Below are 16910 nucleotides of genomic sequence, written 5' to 3' on the forward strand. Positions count from 1 at the left end.
CTGCGCGTCGAGAACGAAAGTATAGAACAAATCATTCTCTTCGCACAAGCTTTTCAGGCCAGTTTTTTTCAGTGCTTGGTCGCGGCTTCCACCACGACCGCTGCAGCCGGCTCCACCTTGGCCGCCTCGATCACCTTGGGCTCTTCCTCGGGCAAGGGCTGCGGCTGGCGTTCCAGCGCGATCTCCAGCACCTTGTCGATCCACTTGACGGGGATGATCTCCAACTGGCTCTTGACGTTTTCAGGGATGTCCTGAAGGTCCTTGGCGTTGGCCTCGGGGATCAGCACCGTCTTGATGCCACCGCGGTGTGCCGCCAGGAGTTTCTCCTTCAGGCCACCGATCTCCGTGACCTCGCCGCGCAGCGTGATCTCGCCCGTCATCGCCACATCGGCACGCACCGGAATGCCGGTCAACGCCGACACGAAGGCCGTCGTCATCGCGGCACCCGCACTCGGGCCATCCTTGGGCGTGGCGCCATCCGGCACGTGGATGTGGATGTCGCGCTTCTCGAACAGCTCTTCCTTGATGCCGAGCCGCGCCGCACGGCTGCGCACCACCGTGCGTGCCGCCTCGACCGACTCCTTCATCACGTCGCCGAGCGAGCCCGTGCGGATGATCACGCCCTTGCCGGTCATGATCGCTGCCTCGATGGTCAGCAGATCGCCGCCCACCTCGGTCCACGCCAGGCCGTTGACCTGCCCGATCTGGTTCTGCTTCTCGGCTTCACCGTAGCTGTACTTGCGCACGCCCAGGAAGTCGTTCAGGTTGGCGGCCTCGACCGTGACGCGCCCGTCGTACTTCTTCAGCGACAGCCCCTTCACCACCTTGCGGCAGATCTTGGAGATCTCGCGTTCGAGCGAGCGCACACCGGCTTCACGGGTGTAGTAGCGGATGATGCCGCGGATCGCGTCTTCCGCGACCGTCAGCTCCTCGTCCTTCACGCCGTTGTTGGTGCGCTGCTTGGGCAGCAGATAACGCTGGGCGATCGAGACCTTCTCGTCCTCGGTGTAACCCGCCAGGCGGATCACTTCCATCCGGTCGAGCAGCGCTGGCGGGATGTTCAGCGAGTTCGACGTGGCGATGAACATCACGTCGGACAGGTCGAAATCCACCTCGACGTAGTGGTCGCCGAAGGTGTGGTTCTGCTCGGGGTCCAGCACCTCCAGCAGCGCCGACGACGGATCACCGCGGAAATCGGTGCCCAGCTTGTCGATCTCGTCCAGCAGGAACAGCGGGTTGCGCACGCCAACCTTGCTCAGGCTCTGCAGCACCTTGCCCGGCATCGAGCCGATGTAGGTGCGGCGGTGGCCGCGGATCTCGGCCTCGTCGCGCACGCCGCCCAGCGCCATGCGGACGAACTTGCGGCCCGTGGCACGCGCCACCGACTGCCCCAGCGAGGTCTTGCCCACGCCCGGAGGACCGACCAGGCACAGGATCGGCGCCTTGACCTTCTCGACGCGTTGCTGCACCGCAAGATATTCAAGGATGCGTTCCTTGACCTTGTCGAGGCCGTAGTGGTCCTCGTTCAGCACGCCTTCGGCGAACGGCAGGTCGTGCTTGACCTTGCTCTTCTTCGCCCACGGCAGGTTGACCAGCGTCTCGATGAAGTTGCGCACCACGGTCGCTTCAGCGGACATCGGCGACATCAGCTTGAGCTTCTTCAGCTCGCCATCGACCTTCTTGCGCGCTTCCTTGGACATGCGCGCAGCGGTGATCTTCTTCTCCAGCTCCTCGAAGTCGGCGCCTTCTTCGCCTTCGCCGAGTTCCTTCTGGATCGCCTTGACCTGCTCGTTCAGGTAGTACTCGCGCTGGCTCTTCTCCATCTGGCGCTTGACGCGGCCACGGATGCGCTTCTCGACCTGGAGGATGTCGACCTCGTGCTCCAGCAGCTCCAGCAGCTTCTCCAGCCGCTTGGCCACCGGGACCAGATCCAGGATGACCTGCTTGTTCTCGAGCTTGAGCGGCAGGTGCGCGGCGATCGTGTCCGACAGCCGGCCGGCGTCGTCGATGCCGGCGATCGAGGTGAGGATCTCCGGAGGGATCTTCTTGTTCAGCTTGACGTACTGGTCGAACTGCTGCGTGACCGCGCGGCGCAGCGCCTCGATCTCGGGCGTGCCCTGGTCGGGCACGGGCACCGGCGAGACGACCGAGGTGAAGTACTCGCCGCTGTCATCGATCGTCACGGTGTTGGCGCGCTGCAGACCTTCGACCAGCACCTTCACGGTGCCGTCGGGCAGCTTGAGCATCTGCAGGATGCTGGAGACGCAGCCCGTCTCGAACATGTCGTCCGACTTGGGCTCGTCCTTGCCGGCGGCCTTCTGTGCCACCAGCATGATCTGGCGGCCCGCTTCCATCGCGGCTTCGAGCGCCTTGATGGATTTCGGCCGGCCCACGAACAGCGGGATGACCATGTGCGGGAAGACCACGACATCGCGCAGCGGCAGCAGCGGCAGCGTGATCGGATCGGGGGGAAGAATGGGGTGGCCTGACATCAGAACCTCTCTTTCTGCGCTCCCATCTGGGAGCACATCGCCGGTTTGCAAGAGTCAGCAGCAAACCGGCGCGGATGCACTCAGGCGCTGGCCTTGGCCTGCTCGTTGTACACGAGCAGGGGCTTGGTGTTGTCCTCGATGGTGTGCTCGTCAACGACGACCTTGGCCACACCGTGGAACGTGGGCAACTCGAACATGGTGTCCATCAGGGCCTGCTCGATGATCGAGCGCAGTCCGCGGGCACCGGTCTTGCGATTGAGCGCCTTCTGGGCGATGGCGGTCAGACCGGACGGGCGGATCTCCAGATCCACGCCATCCATCGCGAACAGCTTCTGGTACTGCTTGACCAGCGCGTTCTTCGGCTCGGTGAGGATCTGCACCATCGCGTCCTCGGTCAGCTCGCCCAGCGTGGCAATCACCGGCAGACGACCGATCAGCTCGGGGATGAGACCGAACTTGATCAGGTCTTCCGGCTCGACCTCGCGGAACGCCTCGCCAGCGCTGCGCTCGGACTTGGACTTGACCGAGGCGCCGAAGCCGATACCCGATTTCTCGGACCGGTTGGCGATGACCTTTTCCAGCCCGTCGAAGGCCCCGCCGCAGATGAACAGGATGTTGGTCGTGTCGATCTGCAGGAAGTCCTGGTTCGGGTGCTTGCGGCCACCCTGCGGCGGCACGGAGGCCATCGTGCCCTCGACCAGCTTGAGCAAGGCCTGCTGCACACCCTCGCCGGACACGTCGCGCGTGATCGACGGGTTGTCCGACTTGCGGCTGATCTTGTCGATCTCGTCGATGTAGACGATGCCGCGCTGGGCGCGCTCGACCTCGTAGTTGCAGTTCTGCAGCAGCTTCTGGATGATGTTCTCGACATCCTCGCCGACATAGCCGGCTTCGGTCAGCGTCGTTGCATCGGCGATCACGAACGGCACGTTCAGCAGACGGGCGAGCGTCTGCGCCAGCAGCGTCTTGCCGGAGCCTGTCGGGCCGATCAGCAGGATGTTGCTCTTGGACAGTTCGACCTCGTCGCCCTTGGCCTTGCCGGCCATGTGCTTGAGGCGCTTGTAGTGGTTGTAGACCGCCACGGCCAGCGTGCGCTTGGCCTGGTCCTGACCGATGACGTACTGGTCGAGGCTGGCCTTGATGTCGCTGGGCACCGGCAGGTCGTCACGGCTGGTCTTGCCGGGCAGGTCACCGGCCGGCGCTTCGTCGCGGATGATGTCGTTGCACAGCTCGATGCACTCGTCGCAGATGAACACCGACGGACCGGCGATGAGCTTCTTGACCTCGTGCTGGCTCTTGCCGCAGAACGAGCAGTACAGCGTCTTTTCGCCGGAGGAGCCTTTTTTCTCGGGCATGGAATGCGGCCTTGTCGAGTCGGGAGAAAGAAAAAGTCGAAGCGGATCAGGCGCGCTTGCTGAGGACCTGATCGATCAGGCCATAGGTCTGGGCTTCGGCGGCGGACATGTAGTAGTCGCGCTCGGTGTCGGCCTGGATCTTTTCCAGCGGCTGGCCCGACCGGTCGGCCAGGATGCGGTTGAGCTGCTCGCGGGTCTTGAGAATCTCGCGGGCGTGGATCTCGATGTCGGTGGCCTGACCCTGGGTGCCACCGAGCGGCTGGTGGATCATGATCTTGGCGTTCGGCAGCGCGAAGCGCTTGCCCTTCTCGCCCGCCGTCAGCAGGAACGCACCCATGCTCGCCGCCATGCCCATGCACAGCGTGGAGACCTGGGGCTTGATGAACTGCATCGTGTCGAAGATCGACATGCCGGCCGAGACGCTGCCACCGGGCGAGTTGATGTAGAGCGAGATGTCCTTTTCGGGATTTTCGCTCTCCAGGAACAGCAACTGGGCAACGACCAGATTGGCCGTCTGGTCGTTGACCGGACCGACCAGAAAGATGACCCGTTCGCGCAGCAGGCGCGAATAGATGTCGTAGGAGCGCTCGCCGCGTCCGGATTGTTCGATGACGATGGGCACCATGCCCAGGTTCTGCGTGTCGATTGCGCTCATTGTGGACCCTTGAAACATCAATGTGTCGCGCTGATGACCGCTCGGTACGGGTCGGCCGTCAGCGATGAACCCGATTATGGGGGTTGCCGGCATTCAACGCCGGACACGGGGTAGGCCATCATGTGACAAGGGGCGCTCGTGGCGCCCCTTGTTCCTGCTTTACCGACTAGCGTAGTCGGCTAGTGCAGTCGTTCTTGCGGTCGTGCCTCAGGCACCCATCAGTTCGTCGAAGGCCAGCGCCTTGTCCGTGACCTTGGCCTGGCCCAGCACGAACTCGGACACGTTGGCTTCGATGACCACCGCCTCGACCTCGGCCAGACGCTGCTGGTCGCCCAGGTACCACGCCATGACTTCGGACGGACGCTCGTAGCTCTGCGCCATCTCTTCGATGTGGGCGCGGATCTGGTCCGGCGTCGCAGCCAGCGAATGCGTGCGCACGACTTCGGCCACCGTCAGGCCCAGGCGCACACGGCGCTCGGCTTGCGGCTGGAACACCTCGTTCGGGATCGGGGCCTTGTCGGCATCCTTCACGCCGCGCTGCTTCAGATCGGCACGGGCGTTCTCGACCAGGCGGCCGAGTTCGTTGTCCACGAGCGCCTTGGGCAGGTCGAACGAGGTCGCCGTTTCCAGCGCGGCCATCACGGCCTGCTTGTTGCGGGCAGCGACGCGGAACTTGACTTCGCGTTCCAGGTTCTTCTTGATGTCGGCGCGCAGGCCTTCGACGGTCGCGTCGGCGATGCCCAGCGACTCGGCGAACGCGGTGTCCACGTCCGGCAGGTTCTGCTGCTCGACCTTCTTCAGCGTGACGAGGAAGTCGGCTTCCTTGCCGGCCACGTCTTCACCGTGGTAGTCGTCGGGGAACTTCAGCGGGAAGGTCTTCGACTCGCCGGCCTTCATGCCGCGCACCGCGGTCTCGAAGGCTTCGAGCATGCGGCCTTCGCCCAGCAGGAACTGGAAGCCTTCGGCCTGGCCGCCCTGGAAGCTGTCGCCGTCGATCTTGCCGTCGAAGTCGATGGTCACGCGGTCGCCGTCGGCGGCCACGTCATCGGCAGCGCGTTCGGTGAAGGTGCGGCGCTGCTTGCGCAGGATGTCGACCGTGCGGTCGATCGCGGCGTCGGTGACCTCGGAGGACACGCGCTCGATCTCGACAGCCGTCAGGTCGGCGACCACCACGTCCGGGTAGACCTCGAAGGTCGCGTCGAAGGCGACTTGCCCTTCAGGCGCTTCTTCCTTCTCGGTGATGCGCGGCGTGCCTGCCACGCGCACCTGGGCTTCGGTTGCGGCCTCCTGGAAAGCCTGACCGACCTTGTCGTTCATGACTTCGTACTGGACCGAGTAGCCATAGCGCTGGGCGATGACGGACATCGGCACCTTGCCAGGACGGAATCCGTCGATCTTGACCGTACGGGCCATCCGCTTGAGGCGGTTCTCGACCTCGTTCTGGAGTTCAACGGCCGACAAGGTCAGCGTGATACGGCGCTCGAGCTTGTCGAGGGTCTCCACAGTAACAGCCATGTTCTGAAGCTCTTTAGGTTGCTTGAATCTGGGGGAGTTGCGTGCCTGATGTGGTGCGCGGGGCCGGACTCGAACCGGCACGCCCGTGAAGGCGTCAGGACCTAAACCTGGTGCGTCTACCAATTTCGCCACCCGCGCGGCACGCGTCGGAAATTCCCGGAACCTTGAATTCTAACCCGATCGGACTGGCGCCATTTTCAGGTCAGTTTCAGGCCGGCTCAGGCCGGCGTCACGCCTTCTTCACCCGGAACCACGCCGCGTACATCGCCGGCAGCGCCAGCAGCGTCAGCGCCGTGGCGACGATCAGACCGCCCATGATCGCCACCGCCATCGGGCCCCAGAAGATGCTGCGCGACAGCGGGATCATGGCCAGCACGGCCGCCGCCGCCGTCAGCACGATCGGCCGGAACCGCCGCACCGCCGACTCGACCACCGCGGTCCAGGCCGGCACGCCCGCCACACGGTCCTGCTCGATCTGGTCGATCAGGATCACCGAGTTGCGCATGATCATGCCCATCAGCGCGATCACGCCCAGCAGCGCGACGAAGCCGAACGGGCGGTTCAGCAGGATCAGTGCCGCGGCCACACCGGCGATGCCCATCGGACCGGTCAGGAACACCAGCAGCGCCCGCGCGAAGCTCTGCAGCTGCAGCATCAGCAGCGTGAAGGTAACAAACAGCATCACCGGCACGCCGGCCGCGATCGAGCCCTGCCCCTTGCTGCTCTCGGCCACCGCGCCAGCGATCTCGATCGCGTAGCCCGGCGGCATGCGCTCCTGCAGCTTGGCCAGCGCCGGCCACAGCTCGTTGGTCACCGTCGGCCCCTGCACACCGTCCGGTATGTCGCCCTGCACGGTGATCGCGTACTTGCGCCCTTCGCGCCACATCACGCCCGGCTCCCAGACATGGTCGATGCGCGCGATCTGCGTCAGCGGAACGGCCTTGCCGCTGCTGGTCGGCACATAGGCGCTGCCGAGGTCGGTGATCGCGTCACGCTCGCTGGTCGGCTGGCGCATCACGATGTCGATCAGCTTGTCGCCCTCGCGGAACTGGCCCACCGGCGTGCCGGTCAGCAGCATGCGCGTGGCCTGGGCGATCGACTGGCTGGTCACGCCGAGGGCGCGCGCCTTGTCCTGGTCGATCTGCAGGCGCAGCACCTTGACCGACTCGTTCCAGTTGTCGTTGACGCCCAGCATGTTCGGGCTGGCACGCAGGATCTCCTTGGCCTGGTCCGCCCAGCCGCGCAGCACCTGCGGATCGGCACCGACCACGCGGAACTGCACCGGGTACGGCACCGGCGGGCCGCTCGGCAGCAGTTGCGCCCGACCGCGCACCTCGGGGAACTCGTCGGCCAGCAGCGTCGGCAAGCGCTTGCGCAACTCCTCCCGGGCCGCCATGTCCTTGGGCAGCACGATGGACTGGCTCACGTTGGACTGCGGAAAGATCTGGTCCAGCGGCAGGTAGAAACGCGGCGTGCCCGAGCCGATCCAGGTCGTCACCGTCTCCACGCCCGCCTCCTGCTGCATGCGCTTCTGGAAACGCTCGGCGACGCGCTCGCTCTCCTGGATCGTCGCGCCTTCGGGCAGCCACAGGTTGACCATGATCTCCATGCGGCTCGAATCGGGGAAGAACTGCTGCTGCACCTTGCCCATGCCGGCCAGCCCCAGCACGAACACGCCGATCGTCAGCGCGATCGTGATCCAGCGGTGGTCCACGCACCAGCCCACCAGCTGGCGGAAACGGTTGTAGAACGGCGTGTCGAACAGGTCATGCGACTCGCCTTCGGCGTGCGGCTTCACGCGCAGGAAACGCGCGCCCAGGTACGGCACGAAGTACACCGACACCACCCACGAGATCACCAGCGCCGCCGAGGTCACCGCGAAGATCGCGAAGGTGTACTCGCCCACCGTGGACTGGGCCATGCCGATCGGCAGGAAGCCGGCGGCCGTGATGAGCGTGCCGGTCAGCATCGGCATCGAGGTGGCGTCGTAGGCGTAGGTGGCGGCGTAGAGCTTGTCGTGGCCCTCCTCCAGCTTGCGCACCATCATCTCGACGGCAATGATCGCGTCGTCCACCAGCAGGCCCAGCGCGATGATCAGCGAGCCCAGCGAGATCTTGTGCAGCCCGACACCCCAGTAGTACATGGTGACGAAGGTGATCGACAGCACCAGCGGGATCGTGATCGCCACCACCAGCCCCGGCCAGATGTCGATGCGGAACGGCTTGAAGTGCAGCCCCAGGCTGATGAAACTCACCGCCAGCACCACCGCGATCGCCTCGACCAGCACCTTGACGAACTCGCCCACCGACTGCGACACCGCCACCGGCTGGTCCTGCACCTGCGACAGCGTGATGCCCGCGGGCAGCTCGGCGCGGATCTGCTCGACCCGCGCATGCAGCGCCTCGCCCAGCGCGATGATGTCGCCGCCCTTGGCCATCGACACGCCCAGCGCGATCACCGGCTCACCCTGGTGGCGCACCTTCACCGCCGGCGGGTCGCTGTAGCCGCGCTTGATCGTGGCGACGTCACCCAGCTTGGTCATGCTCGCCACGCCCGTGGCGGAGTTGACGACACGGATCGGCAACTGGCCGAGTTCGTCGATCGAGCGGAACTGGCCGCCGACGCGCACCTGCAGGTTCTGCGTGTCCGCGTTCAGGACACCGGCGCTCTCGACCGCGTTCTGCGTGCCGATCTGGCCGATCACCTGGTTCAGGTCGAGGCCGAGCTGCGCCAGGCGCTTGCCCGACAGCTCGATGAACACCTTCTCCGGCTGCGCGCCGAAGGTCTCCACCTTGGCGACATCCTTGACCTGCAGCAGCTTCGAGCGCACGTCCTCGGCGAACTCGCGCAGCTCTTCCTGGCTGAAGCCGTCGGCCGACAGCGCGACGATCGAGCCGTAGACATCACCGAACTCGTCGTTGAAGAACGGCCCGATCACGCCGGCCGGCAGCGTGCCGCGCATGTCGCCGATCTTCTTGCGCGTCTGGTACCAGATCTGCGGGACGTCCTTCGGCGGCGAGCTGTCCTTGATCTGGAAGATCGTCACCGACTCGCCCGGCTTGGTGTAGCTGCGGATGATGTCGGCGTTGGGCACCTCCTGCAGCGCCTTCTCGATCTTGTCGGTGACCTGGTCGGCCATCTGCTGCGCGGTCGCACCCGGCCAGACGGCCTGCACGACCATGGCGCGGAAGGTGAACGGCGGGTCCTCGTCCTGGCCAAGCTGGAAGTACGCGGCGAAGCCGAGCACCATCAGCACCACCATCAGGTAGCGGGTCAGCGCCGGGTGCTCCAGCGCCCAGCGCGAGATGTTGAAGCCCGAGCGGGTGCCGGTGTCGTGGGTATGGGTTTTCATGGCGTGTGCACCGAACCTTCTGCCCGCCTCAGCGCGACGCCGCCGGACGCACCGGCTCGACGTAGCGCTTGACCTTCATGCCCGCGGTGAGCACATGCACGCCCGCCGTGACCACTTCCTGCCCGGCCTGCACGCCGCCGCTGACCAGCACCAGATTGCCGTCCGCCCCGGCGATCTGCACCGGCTGCGGCTTGACCGTCATCGTGGCCGCGTCCAGCAGCCAGACCACGCTCTTGCCACCCTGCTCCATCACCGCGGCCAGCGGCAGATGCGTCACGGCATCCCGCTTGACGAGGTCGAAAGCGACCGTGGCCGTCTGGCCGAGGCGCACGTCGCCTGCGGCCAGATCGGCCTTGGCCACAAAGGTGCGCGTGGTCGGATCGGCTGCGGCAGCGAGTTCGCGCAGCGTGGCGCGCACCGGCTCGCCGGTCGCGCCCCAGAGGCGTACCTGCAGCGCGCCCGGCTGCTTCAGCAGGGCCCGCGCCGAGGCGACCCGGTCCTCCGGCACGTTGAACACCACATCGCGTGCGCCCGACAGCGCCAGTCGCACGATGGGCGTGCCGGCGGCGACGACCGTGCCCGGCTCGGCATCCACGCCCGTCACCACGCCAGCGGCATCGGCGACGAGGCGGGTGTACTGCGTCTGGTTGCCCTGCGCGCTGGTCTGGACACGGGCCTGGTCGAGCGTGGCCTGGGCCGCCTTGACGGCGGTTTCGCGGCGCTCCAGCTCGGCTGCGCCGATGAAGCCCTGGGCGAACAGCTCGCGGTAGCGTTTCAGGTCGGCGCTCACCTGGTCCCAGTTCGCCTGGGCGGCCCGCAGACCAGCAGCGGCGGCGTCCTGGCCCAGCTTCAGGTCGCTGGGGTCGAGCTGCGCGATCACCTGCCCCGCCTTCACCTCGTCGCCCAGGTTGACCGAGCGGCTCATCAGCTTGCCCCCGACCCGGAAACCCAGCCGCGTCTCGGTGCGCGCCTTGATCTCGCCGGCGTATTCCTGCTGCGCGGTGGCCGATCCGGTGCTGACGTTCTGGGTGCGCACGGCGCGGATCGGCTCCGGCGCGGGCGCAGGCTTCGAGCAGGCGGCCAGCAAGGCCAGCAGCGACAGGCCGAGGGCCATCGGCAGGGGACGGCGGACGCGAATGGGGCGGGGTCGCATGGGGAAACTCCAAACTGACTGACTGGTCAGTAATGTACGAGTCCGTTTGAACCATTGTCAATTCCTGCGCAGAACCGTGGCGATAATCACGATCCCGCCTTCGCACTGCCTCGCCCGGTTCCCATGAGCGTCGACCACTACGAAAACTTCCCCGTCGCCTCGGTGCTGTGCCCACCGGCACTGCGGCCTGCGGTGACCGCGATCTACTGGTTCGCCCGCACGGCCGACGACATCGCCGACGAGGGCGACGCGACACCCGAGCAGCGCCTGGCCGACCTCGACGCCTACCGCGAGGACCTGCGCAGCGTCGCCCGCGGCCATGCGCCGACGCCGCGCTGGGAAGGCGTCTTCGTGCCGCTGGCCGCCATGTTCCGCCGGCACCACCTGCCCTTGCCGCTGCTGGAGGCACTGCTGTCGGCCTTCGAGCAGGACACGCACCAGCGCCGCTACCCGGACCGGGCCGCGGTGCTCGACTACTGCAAGCGCTCGGCCAACCCGGTCGGGCGGCTGCTGCTGCACCTCTACGGCGTGCGCGACCTCGAATCGCTGACGCAGTCCGACGCGATCTGCACCGCGCTGCAACTCATCAACTTCTGGCAAGACCTGAGTGTCGACCTGCCGCGTGACAGGCTGTATGTGCCGCTGCTCGACTGCGCCGAGGTGGGTGTGGGCGTGCCGGACCTGATGCGCCAGCGCGACACCGGGGCGACGCGGGCGCTGGTGGAGAAGGAGGTGTGCTGGGCACGGGAGCTGATGCTGTCCGGCGCGCCGCTGGCCACGCGGCTGCCGGGGCGCACCGGCTGGGAGCTGCGGCTGGTGGTGCAAGGGGGCCTGCGCATCCTGGACAAGATCGAGGCGATGGAGTTCGAGGTGCTGCGGCGGCGGCCGAAGATCGGCATCGCCGATGCGCCCGCGCTGCTGTGGCGCGCGATGGTCATGTGAGCGCCACGGCACGCACCGCGTTCACTGAGACAATCCCGCCCCATGACGACGACGCCCGAACACTACGTTCAAGAGAAGGCTGCCAAGAGCGGCTCCAGCTTCTATTACGCCTTCCTGTTCCTGCCGCCGCCGCGCCGGGCCGCGATCACCGCGTTCTATGCGTTCTGCCGCGAGGTCGATGACGTGGTGGACGAGACGAGCGATGTCGGCGTGGCCGCGACCAAGCTGGCGTGGTGGCGCTCGGAAGTCGCCAAGGCCTTCGCCGGCCAGCCCTCGCAGCACCCGGTGCTGCAGGCGCTGATGCCGCACGCGCCGCTCTACAACATCACCGCTGCGCACCTGCACGCCGTGATCGACGGCTGCGAGATGGACCTGCAGCAAAGCCGCTACCTCGACTTCCCCGGCCTGCAGCGCTACTGCCACCTCGTTGCGGGCATCGTCGGCGAGGTCGCGGCCAGCATCTTCGGCCAGACCGATCCGCAGACCACCACCTACGCCCACAAGATGGGCCTCGCCTTCCAGCTCACCAACATCATCCGCGACGTGGGCGACGACGCGCGGCGCGGGCGGATCTACCTGCCGGTGAACGAGCTGAAGCAGTTCGACGTCAAGGCCAACGAGGTGCTGAACCGCGGCTACAGCGAACGCTTCACCGCGCTGATGAAGTTCCAGGCTGATCGCGCCCACCGCACCTACGACGAAGCCCTCGCGCTGCTGCCCGACGCCGACCGCCGCGCGCAGAAACCGGGGCTGATGATGGCCAACATCTACCGCACGCTGCTGCGCGAGATCGAGGCGAACCAGTTCCAGGTGCTGCACCAGCGCATCTCGCTGACGCCGGTGAGGAAGCTCTGGATCGCGATGCAGACGAACTGGCGCGGGCGGTGACCTCCTCGGTCGCCATCGTCGGCGCGGGCTGGGCGGGGCTGGCGGCGGCGGTGGCCGCGGTCGAAGCGGGCGAGCGCGTCACGCTGTTCGAGATGGCGCCGCAAGCCGGTGGCCGCGCCCGCAGCCTCGCCGCCGAGCCGGGCGAGCTGCGGCTCGACAACGGCCAGCACATTCTCATCGGCGCCTACACCGTGACACTCGGCCTGATGCGCCGCGTCGGCGTCGATCCCGACACGGTGCTGCTGCGCACGCCGCTGGCGCTGCTGGACCAGGACGGCGTCGGCCTGCGGCTGCCGACGGGGCACCCGGTCATCGCGTTCACGCGGGCGGTCTGGGCGATGCGGCACTGGTCGTTGCGCGAGCGGCTGGCGTTGAGCAACGCGGCAGCGGGCTGGATGCTGCGGCGCTTTCGCTGCGACCCGGCGTGGACGGTGGCGCAGCTGACCGCCGCCCTGCCCGTGCGCGTCCGCGCCGAGATCATCGACCCGCTGTGCGTGGCGGCGCTGAACACGCCCGCCGAGGCGGCCAGCGCGACCGTGTTCCTGCGGGTGCTGCACGACGCGCTGTTCTCCGGACCGGGCGCCAGCGACCTGCTGATTCCGCGGCGTCCGCTCGCCGAGTTGCTGCCCGAACCGGCGCTGCGCTGGCTGCAGCAGCACGGTGCGACGCTGCGCATCGGGCAGCGTGTGCAGCGGCTGGCGGCACGGGCGGATGGCGCGGGCTGGACGGTCGATGACGCGGCGTTCGACCGCGTGGTGCTCGCCTGCAGCGCCAGCGAGGCGGCGCGGCTGACCCGCGACATCGCCCCGGCATGGTCGGCCAGTGCGGCAGCGTTCGGGTACGAGCCGATCGTCACCGGCTATGTGCAAGCCGCGAATGCCCGGCTCGCTGCACCGATGGTGGCGCTCGCAGAGGGTCCGCAGGCGCCAGCGCAGTTCGCGTTCGACCATGGCGCGCTGGGCATGACGCCAGGGCTGTTCGCGTTTGTGGTCAGCGGCGCGGCGCCGTGGGTCGCGCAAGGGATGGAAGCGACCGGCGCGGCCTTGCTGGCGCAGGCGCGGTCGGTACTGCGCGGCGAAGGGTCGGCCGACGCCACGCTGCTGAAGCTGGTGGCGGAGAAGCGGGCGACGTTTCGGTGTGCGCCGGGGTTGCGTCGGCCAGTCGCGCAGATCGCAGCGGGGCTGAGCGCGGCGGGGGATCACGTGGACGGCCCGTATCCAGCGACGCTGGAGGGCGCCGTGCGCAGTGGTCTGGCCACCTCGCGCTGATTCAGGCTCCGTCGCCAGAATGCAAAAAGCCGGCCCACAGGCCGGCTCCCATCGCACGGGGGCGAACCCTCAGCGCATTCGGTCTACTTCAGGCGAAGTTCGCTTCCGCGAACGACCAGTTCACCAGGCTGTTCAGGAAGGTCTCGACGAACTTCGGGCGCATGTTGCGGTAGTCGACGTAGTAGGCGTGTTCCCACACGTCGATGCACAGCAGGGCCTTGTCGGCGGTCGTCAGCGGGGTGCCGGCGGCGCCCATGTTGACGATGTCGACCGAGCCGTCGGCCTTCTTCACCAGCCACGTCCAGCCGGAGCCGAAGTTGCCGACGGCGGACGCCTGGAAGGCCTTCTTGAACTCGTCGACCGAGCCCCACTTGGCGTTGATCGCGTCGGCCAGCGCGCCGGTCGGGGCACCGCCGCCGTTCGGGCTCAGGCAGTTCCAGAAGAAGGTGTGGTTCCAGACCTGCGCCGCGTTGTTGTAGACGCCGCCGGCCGGGGCCTTCTTGACGATGGCTTCCAGATCGAGGTCGGCGTAGTCCGTGCCCTTGATCAGGTTGTTGAGGTTGGTGACATACGCCTGGTGGTGCTTGGCGTAGTGGTATTCGAAGGTTTCCTTCGACATGTGCGGAGCCAGGGCGTCCATCGCGAACGGGAGTGCGGGCAGGGTGTGTTCCATGGGGTTCCTCTTGTGGGTGAACGGGGTGAAATCCGACTTTGCGATTGTAGGCACGGCGCTCATTCCGCGCTCTGGTGGGGCGGGCTGGGCTCGACAGCGGTCACCGTGGTCCGCACCTGCCCGTCGCGCAGCACCGCCGTCAGCGCCGCGCCGGGCTGCACCTGCCCGACGCTGACGAGCGTGCGGCCCTCGGCGTCGGTGACCCAGGCGTAGCCGCGCTGCAGCACGCGGGCCGGGTCGAGCGCCTGCAGCCGCGCCGCCAGCACATCAAGCCGCTGGCCGCGCCGCTGCAGCGCCTGAGGCAGCGCCGCCGCGTGGCGCTGGGCCAACAAGGCGAGGCGTTGCTGGTGCTGGCCCAGCAGCTCGCTCGGTCGCGACAGGCGCAGCGCGGCGCGGTCCAGCCGCTGCGCCTCGCGGTCGAGCCGGCGCTGCAGCCCCTGCTGCAACTGTCGCTGCCGCTGCGCCAGCGTCTCCAGACAGGCCGCCCGCTCGGGCGCGACCAGTTCGGCCGCGGCGGTGGGGGTCGGTGCGCGCAGGTCAGCAGCGAACTCAGCCAGCGTGAAATCGGTTTCATGGCCCACGCCGCAGACCACCGGCACCGGCGAGTCCACGATCGCCCGCACGACGGCCTCGTCGTTGAACGCCCAGAGGTCTTCAAGAGAGCCCCCGCCACGGCAGACGATCAGCACGTCGACTTCGTCCCGCCGCCCAGCCTCGGTGATGGCGCGCACCAGCAGCGGCGGCGCCTCGGTGCCCTGCACCGGCGCCGGGTAGACGATGACCTCGACATGGGGCGCACGGCGGCGCAGCGCGGTCACCACATCGTGCAGTGCGGCCGCGGCCAGCGAGGTGACGACACCGATGCGGCGCGGAAAGCCGGGCAGCGGGCGCTTGCGCTCGGCGTCGAACAGACCTTCGCCTTCGAGGCGGGCCTTCAGGCGCATGAACTGCTCCATCAGCGCGCCCTCGCCAGCGGGGCGCATGGCCTCGACGATCATCTGCAGCTCGCCGCGCGGCTCGTAGACCGCCAGCTTGCCGCGCAGCTCGACCGCCTGGCCGTCGCGCGGCGAGAAGTCGAGGAAGCCGGCGGCGCGGCGGAACATCGCGCAACGCAGGCCAGCGCTGCCGTCCGCCGCACGCAGGTTGAAGTAGCAGTGGCCGCTGGACGCACGGGTGTAGCCGGCCAGCTCACCCCGCACGGCGACGGCGCCGAAGCGCGTCTGCAGCGTGTCGCCGATGGCCTGCACCAGCAGGGCCACGTCCCAGACCCGGGCGCCGTTCGCGGTATTCATCAGGAATTCACAACTTCATGGTTGATTAAAAAACAGGCAATCCAACAAAAACACTGCCCTGACAAGGACTTGGCGCCGTCATCCTCAGCTTCTCCCCAACGTTATCCACAGCAGCGGGGGAGAAACTGGATCGCTAGTCCCACGCTGCCCAAGCGTTGAGCAGTCCACCTTGAGGCCATAATCGTCGGCACTGCGCCGCGCCGCGCTCGGCTGCGGATGTCCACCTCACCCCGGGGAACGACCCTTGTTTTCGATCATACAAGCCGCTGGCTGGCCAATCTGGCCGCTGATCCTGTGCTCCATCGCCGCTCTGGCCATCATCATCGAGCGCTTCATGAGCCTGCGCGCCGCCAAGGTCGCACCGCCCAAGCTGCTGGACGAAGTGCTCGCTGTCACGCGCAGCAGCCTTCCTTCCGCAGACGTGGTCGACAAGCTGCACGGCAACTCGGTGCTCGGCACGGTGCTGGCGGGCGGCATCCGCGCCGCGATGGCCGACCCCCGCTGCGACGAGGCTCAGCTGCGCAACGCCTTCGAGACCTCCGGCCGCATCGCCACGCACCAGCTGGAGCGCTACCTCAACGCGCTGGGCACCATCGCCTCGGCCGCGCCGCTGCTGGGCCTGCTGGGCACGGTGGTCGGCATGATCGAGATCTTCGGTGCGCAGTCGCCCACCTCGGGCAGCAACCCGGAGCAGCTCGCGCACGGCATCTCGGTCGCGCTCTACAACACCGCCTTCGGCCTGATCGTGGCGATCCCGTCGCTGATGTTCTACCGCTACTTCCGCGGCCAGGTGGACGAGTTCGTGCTGACGCTGGAGCAAGGCGCCGAGCGGCTGCTGCCGCAGCTGCTGCAGCGCACCCCGCGCCGCTGAGCGGAGACGCGCACCATGGCCATGAACTTCCGTCACCGCCGCCCCGAGGAGCCGGAGATCAACCTGATCCCGTTCATCGACGTGCTGCTGGTGGTGCTGATCTTCCTGATGCTCACCACCACCTACGCCAAGTACACGCAGCTGAAGATCACGCTGCCGGTGGCCGAGTCGAACCGGATCGAGAGCCAGCCGCGCGAGATCGTGGTGGGCGTGTCCTCGGACGGCGTCTACACGATCAACAAGCAGCCGGTCGAGGGCGTGGGCATCGAGGTGCTGACCAACGCGCTGAGTGCGGCCGCGCAGGGCGACGCGGGCCGCACCGTGATCATCTCGGCCGACGCGATGGCCGCGCACCAGAGCGTGATCAACGTGATGGACGCGGCACGCCGGGCCGGGCTGGTGCAACTCACCTTCGCCACCCAGAGCGCCCGCAGCGGCGGCAAGGGCCCGTGAG

General features: G+C 67.4%; 13 protein-coding genes and 1 tRNA gene. 5 read left to right on the top strand and 9 right to left on the bottom strand.

Features of this window, described 5'->3' with window-relative positions:
- Nucleotides 1-68 precede the first annotated feature (68 nt).
- From lon to BDD16_RS01205, 7 genes are all read right to left on the bottom strand, one after another.
- Complete coding sequence (gene lon, locus BDD16_RS01175; protein ID WP_179632243.1) at nt 69-2492, bottom strand: endopeptidase La; 2424 nt, start codon at nt 2490-2492, stop codon at nt 69-71.
- A gap of 80 nt (nt 2493-2572) precedes the next feature.
- Nucleotides 2573-3847, bottom strand: coding sequence for an ATP-dependent Clp protease ATP-binding subunit ClpX (gene clpX, locus BDD16_RS01180; protein ID WP_179632244.1), 1275 nt, complete (start codon nt 3845-3847; stop codon nt 2573-2575).
- Between the two features lie 46 nt (nt 3848-3893).
- Nucleotides 3894-4502, bottom strand: a complete 609-nt coding sequence (gene clpP / locus BDD16_RS01185) for an ATP-dependent Clp endopeptidase proteolytic subunit ClpP (protein ID WP_310732762.1) — start codon at nt 4500-4502, stop codon at nt 3894-3896.
- Between the two features lie 207 nt (nt 4503-4709).
- The gene (tig, locus tag BDD16_RS01190; protein WP_179632245.1) at nt 4710-6017 is read right to left on the bottom strand and encodes a trigger factor; all 1308 of its coding nucleotides are present in this window, start codon (nt 6015-6017) and stop codon (nt 4710-4712) included.
- A 51-nt stretch (nt 6018-6068) separates the two neighbouring features.
- Nucleotides 6069-6155: transfer RNA gene (locus tag BDD16_RS01195), tRNA-Leu, on the bottom strand.
- A gap of 91 nt (nt 6156-6246) precedes the next feature.
- On the bottom strand, nt 6247-9369 hold the full coding sequence (locus BDD16_RS01200; protein ID WP_179632246.1) for an efflux RND transporter permease subunit: 3123 nt from the start codon (nt 9367-9369) through the stop codon (nt 6247-6249).
- Nucleotides 9370-9397: 28 nt separating this feature from the next.
- On the bottom strand, nt 9398-10522 hold the full coding sequence (locus BDD16_RS01205) for an efflux RND transporter periplasmic adaptor subunit (protein ID WP_246332439.1): 1125 nt from the start codon (nt 10520-10522) through the stop codon (nt 9398-9400).
- Between the two features lie 123 nt (nt 10523-10645).
- Here BDD16_RS01205 and hpnC point away from each other — a divergent pair, with 123 nt between their 5' ends.
- The 3 genes from hpnC to hpnE are packed head-to-tail and all read left to right on the top strand — an operon-like array spanning nt 10646 to nt 13620.
- Entirely contained in the window at nt 10646-11464 is an 819-nt protein-coding gene (gene hpnC, locus BDD16_RS01210) for a squalene synthase HpnC (protein ID WP_179632247.1), read from the top strand.
- A gap of 42 nt (nt 11465-11506) precedes the next feature.
- Entirely contained in the window at nt 11507-12352 is an 846-nt protein-coding gene (gene hpnD / locus BDD16_RS01215) for a presqualene diphosphate synthase HpnD (RefSeq protein ID WP_179632248.1), read from the top strand.
- Entirely contained in the window at nt 12349-13620 is a 1272-nt protein-coding gene (gene hpnE / locus BDD16_RS01220; RefSeq protein ID WP_179632249.1) for a hydroxysqualene dehydroxylase HpnE, read from the top strand. Before hpnD ends, hpnE begins: the two co-directional genes overlap by 4 nt.
- Nucleotides 13621-13708: 88 nt before the next feature.
- Here the strand turns inward: hpnE and BDD16_RS01225 are convergent, their stop codons facing one another.
- Nucleotides 13709-14293, bottom strand: coding sequence for a superoxide dismutase (locus BDD16_RS01225; protein WP_179632250.1), 585 nt, complete (start codon nt 14291-14293; stop codon nt 13709-13711).
- 59 nt (nt 14294-14352) lie between these two features.
- Nucleotides 14353-15585, bottom strand: coding sequence for an exodeoxyribonuclease VII large subunit (gene xseA / locus BDD16_RS01230; protein WP_179632251.1), 1233 nt, complete (start codon nt 15583-15585; stop codon nt 14353-14355).
- A 244-nt stretch (nt 15586-15829) separates the two neighbouring features.
- Here xseA and BDD16_RS01235 point away from each other — a divergent pair, with 244 nt between their 5' ends.
- Nucleotides 15830-16456, top strand: a complete 627-nt coding sequence (locus BDD16_RS01235) for a MotA/TolQ/ExbB proton channel family protein (protein ID WP_179632252.1) — start codon at nt 15830-15832, stop codon at nt 16454-16456.
- 21 nt (nt 16457-16477) lie between these two features.
- Complete coding sequence (locus BDD16_RS01240; protein WP_179635946.1) at nt 16478-16909, top strand: ExbD/TolR family protein; 432 nt, start codon at nt 16478-16480, stop codon at nt 16907-16909.
- The last annotated feature ends 1 nt before the right edge of the window (nt 16910 follow it).

The organism is Sphaerotilus montanus (assembly GCF_013410775.1).
GTDB classification, from domain to species: domain Bacteria; phylum Pseudomonadota; class Gammaproteobacteria; order Burkholderiales; family Burkholderiaceae_C; genus Sphaerotilus; species Sphaerotilus montanus.

Coding starts and splice junctions, on each gene's coding strand:
- hpnC (WP_179632247.1), top strand. CDS start 10,646: ATGAGCGTCGACCACTACGAAAACTTCCCCGTCGCCTCGGTGCTGTGC.
- clpP (WP_310732762.1), bottom strand. CDS start 4,502: ATGAGCGCAATCGACACGCAGAACCTGGGCATGGTGCCCATCGTCATC.
- xseA (WP_179632251.1), bottom strand. CDS start 15,585: ATGAATACCGCGAACGGCGCCCGGGTCTGGGACGTGGCCCTGCTGGTG.
- hpnD (WP_179632248.1), top strand. CDS start 11,507: ATGACGACGACGCCCGAACACTACGTTCAAGAGAAGGCTGCCAAGAGC.
- BDD16_RS01240 (WP_179635946.1), top strand. CDS start 16,478: ATGAACTTCCGTCACCGCCGCCCCGAGGAGCCGGAGATCAACCTGATC.
- clpX (WP_179632244.1), bottom strand. CDS start 3,847: ATGCCCGAGAAAAAAGGCTCCTCCGGCGAAAAGACGCTGTACTGCTCG.
- BDD16_RS01225 (WP_179632250.1), bottom strand. CDS start 14,293: ATGGAACACACCCTGCCCGCACTCCCGTTCGCGATGGACGCCCTGGCT.
- tig (WP_179632245.1), bottom strand. CDS start 6,017: ATGGCTGTTACTGTGGAGACCCTCGACAAGCTCGAGCGCCGTATCACG.
- lon (WP_179632243.1), bottom strand. CDS start 2,492: ATGTCAGGCCACCCCATTCTTCCCCCCGATCCGATCACGCTGCCGCTG.
- BDD16_RS01200 (WP_179632246.1), bottom strand. CDS start 9,369: ATGAAAACCCATACCCACGACACCGGCACCCGCTCGGGCTTCAACATC.
- BDD16_RS01205 (WP_246332439.1), bottom strand. CDS start 10,522: ATGCGACCCCGCCCCATTCGCGTCCGCCGTCCCCTGCCGATGGCCCTC.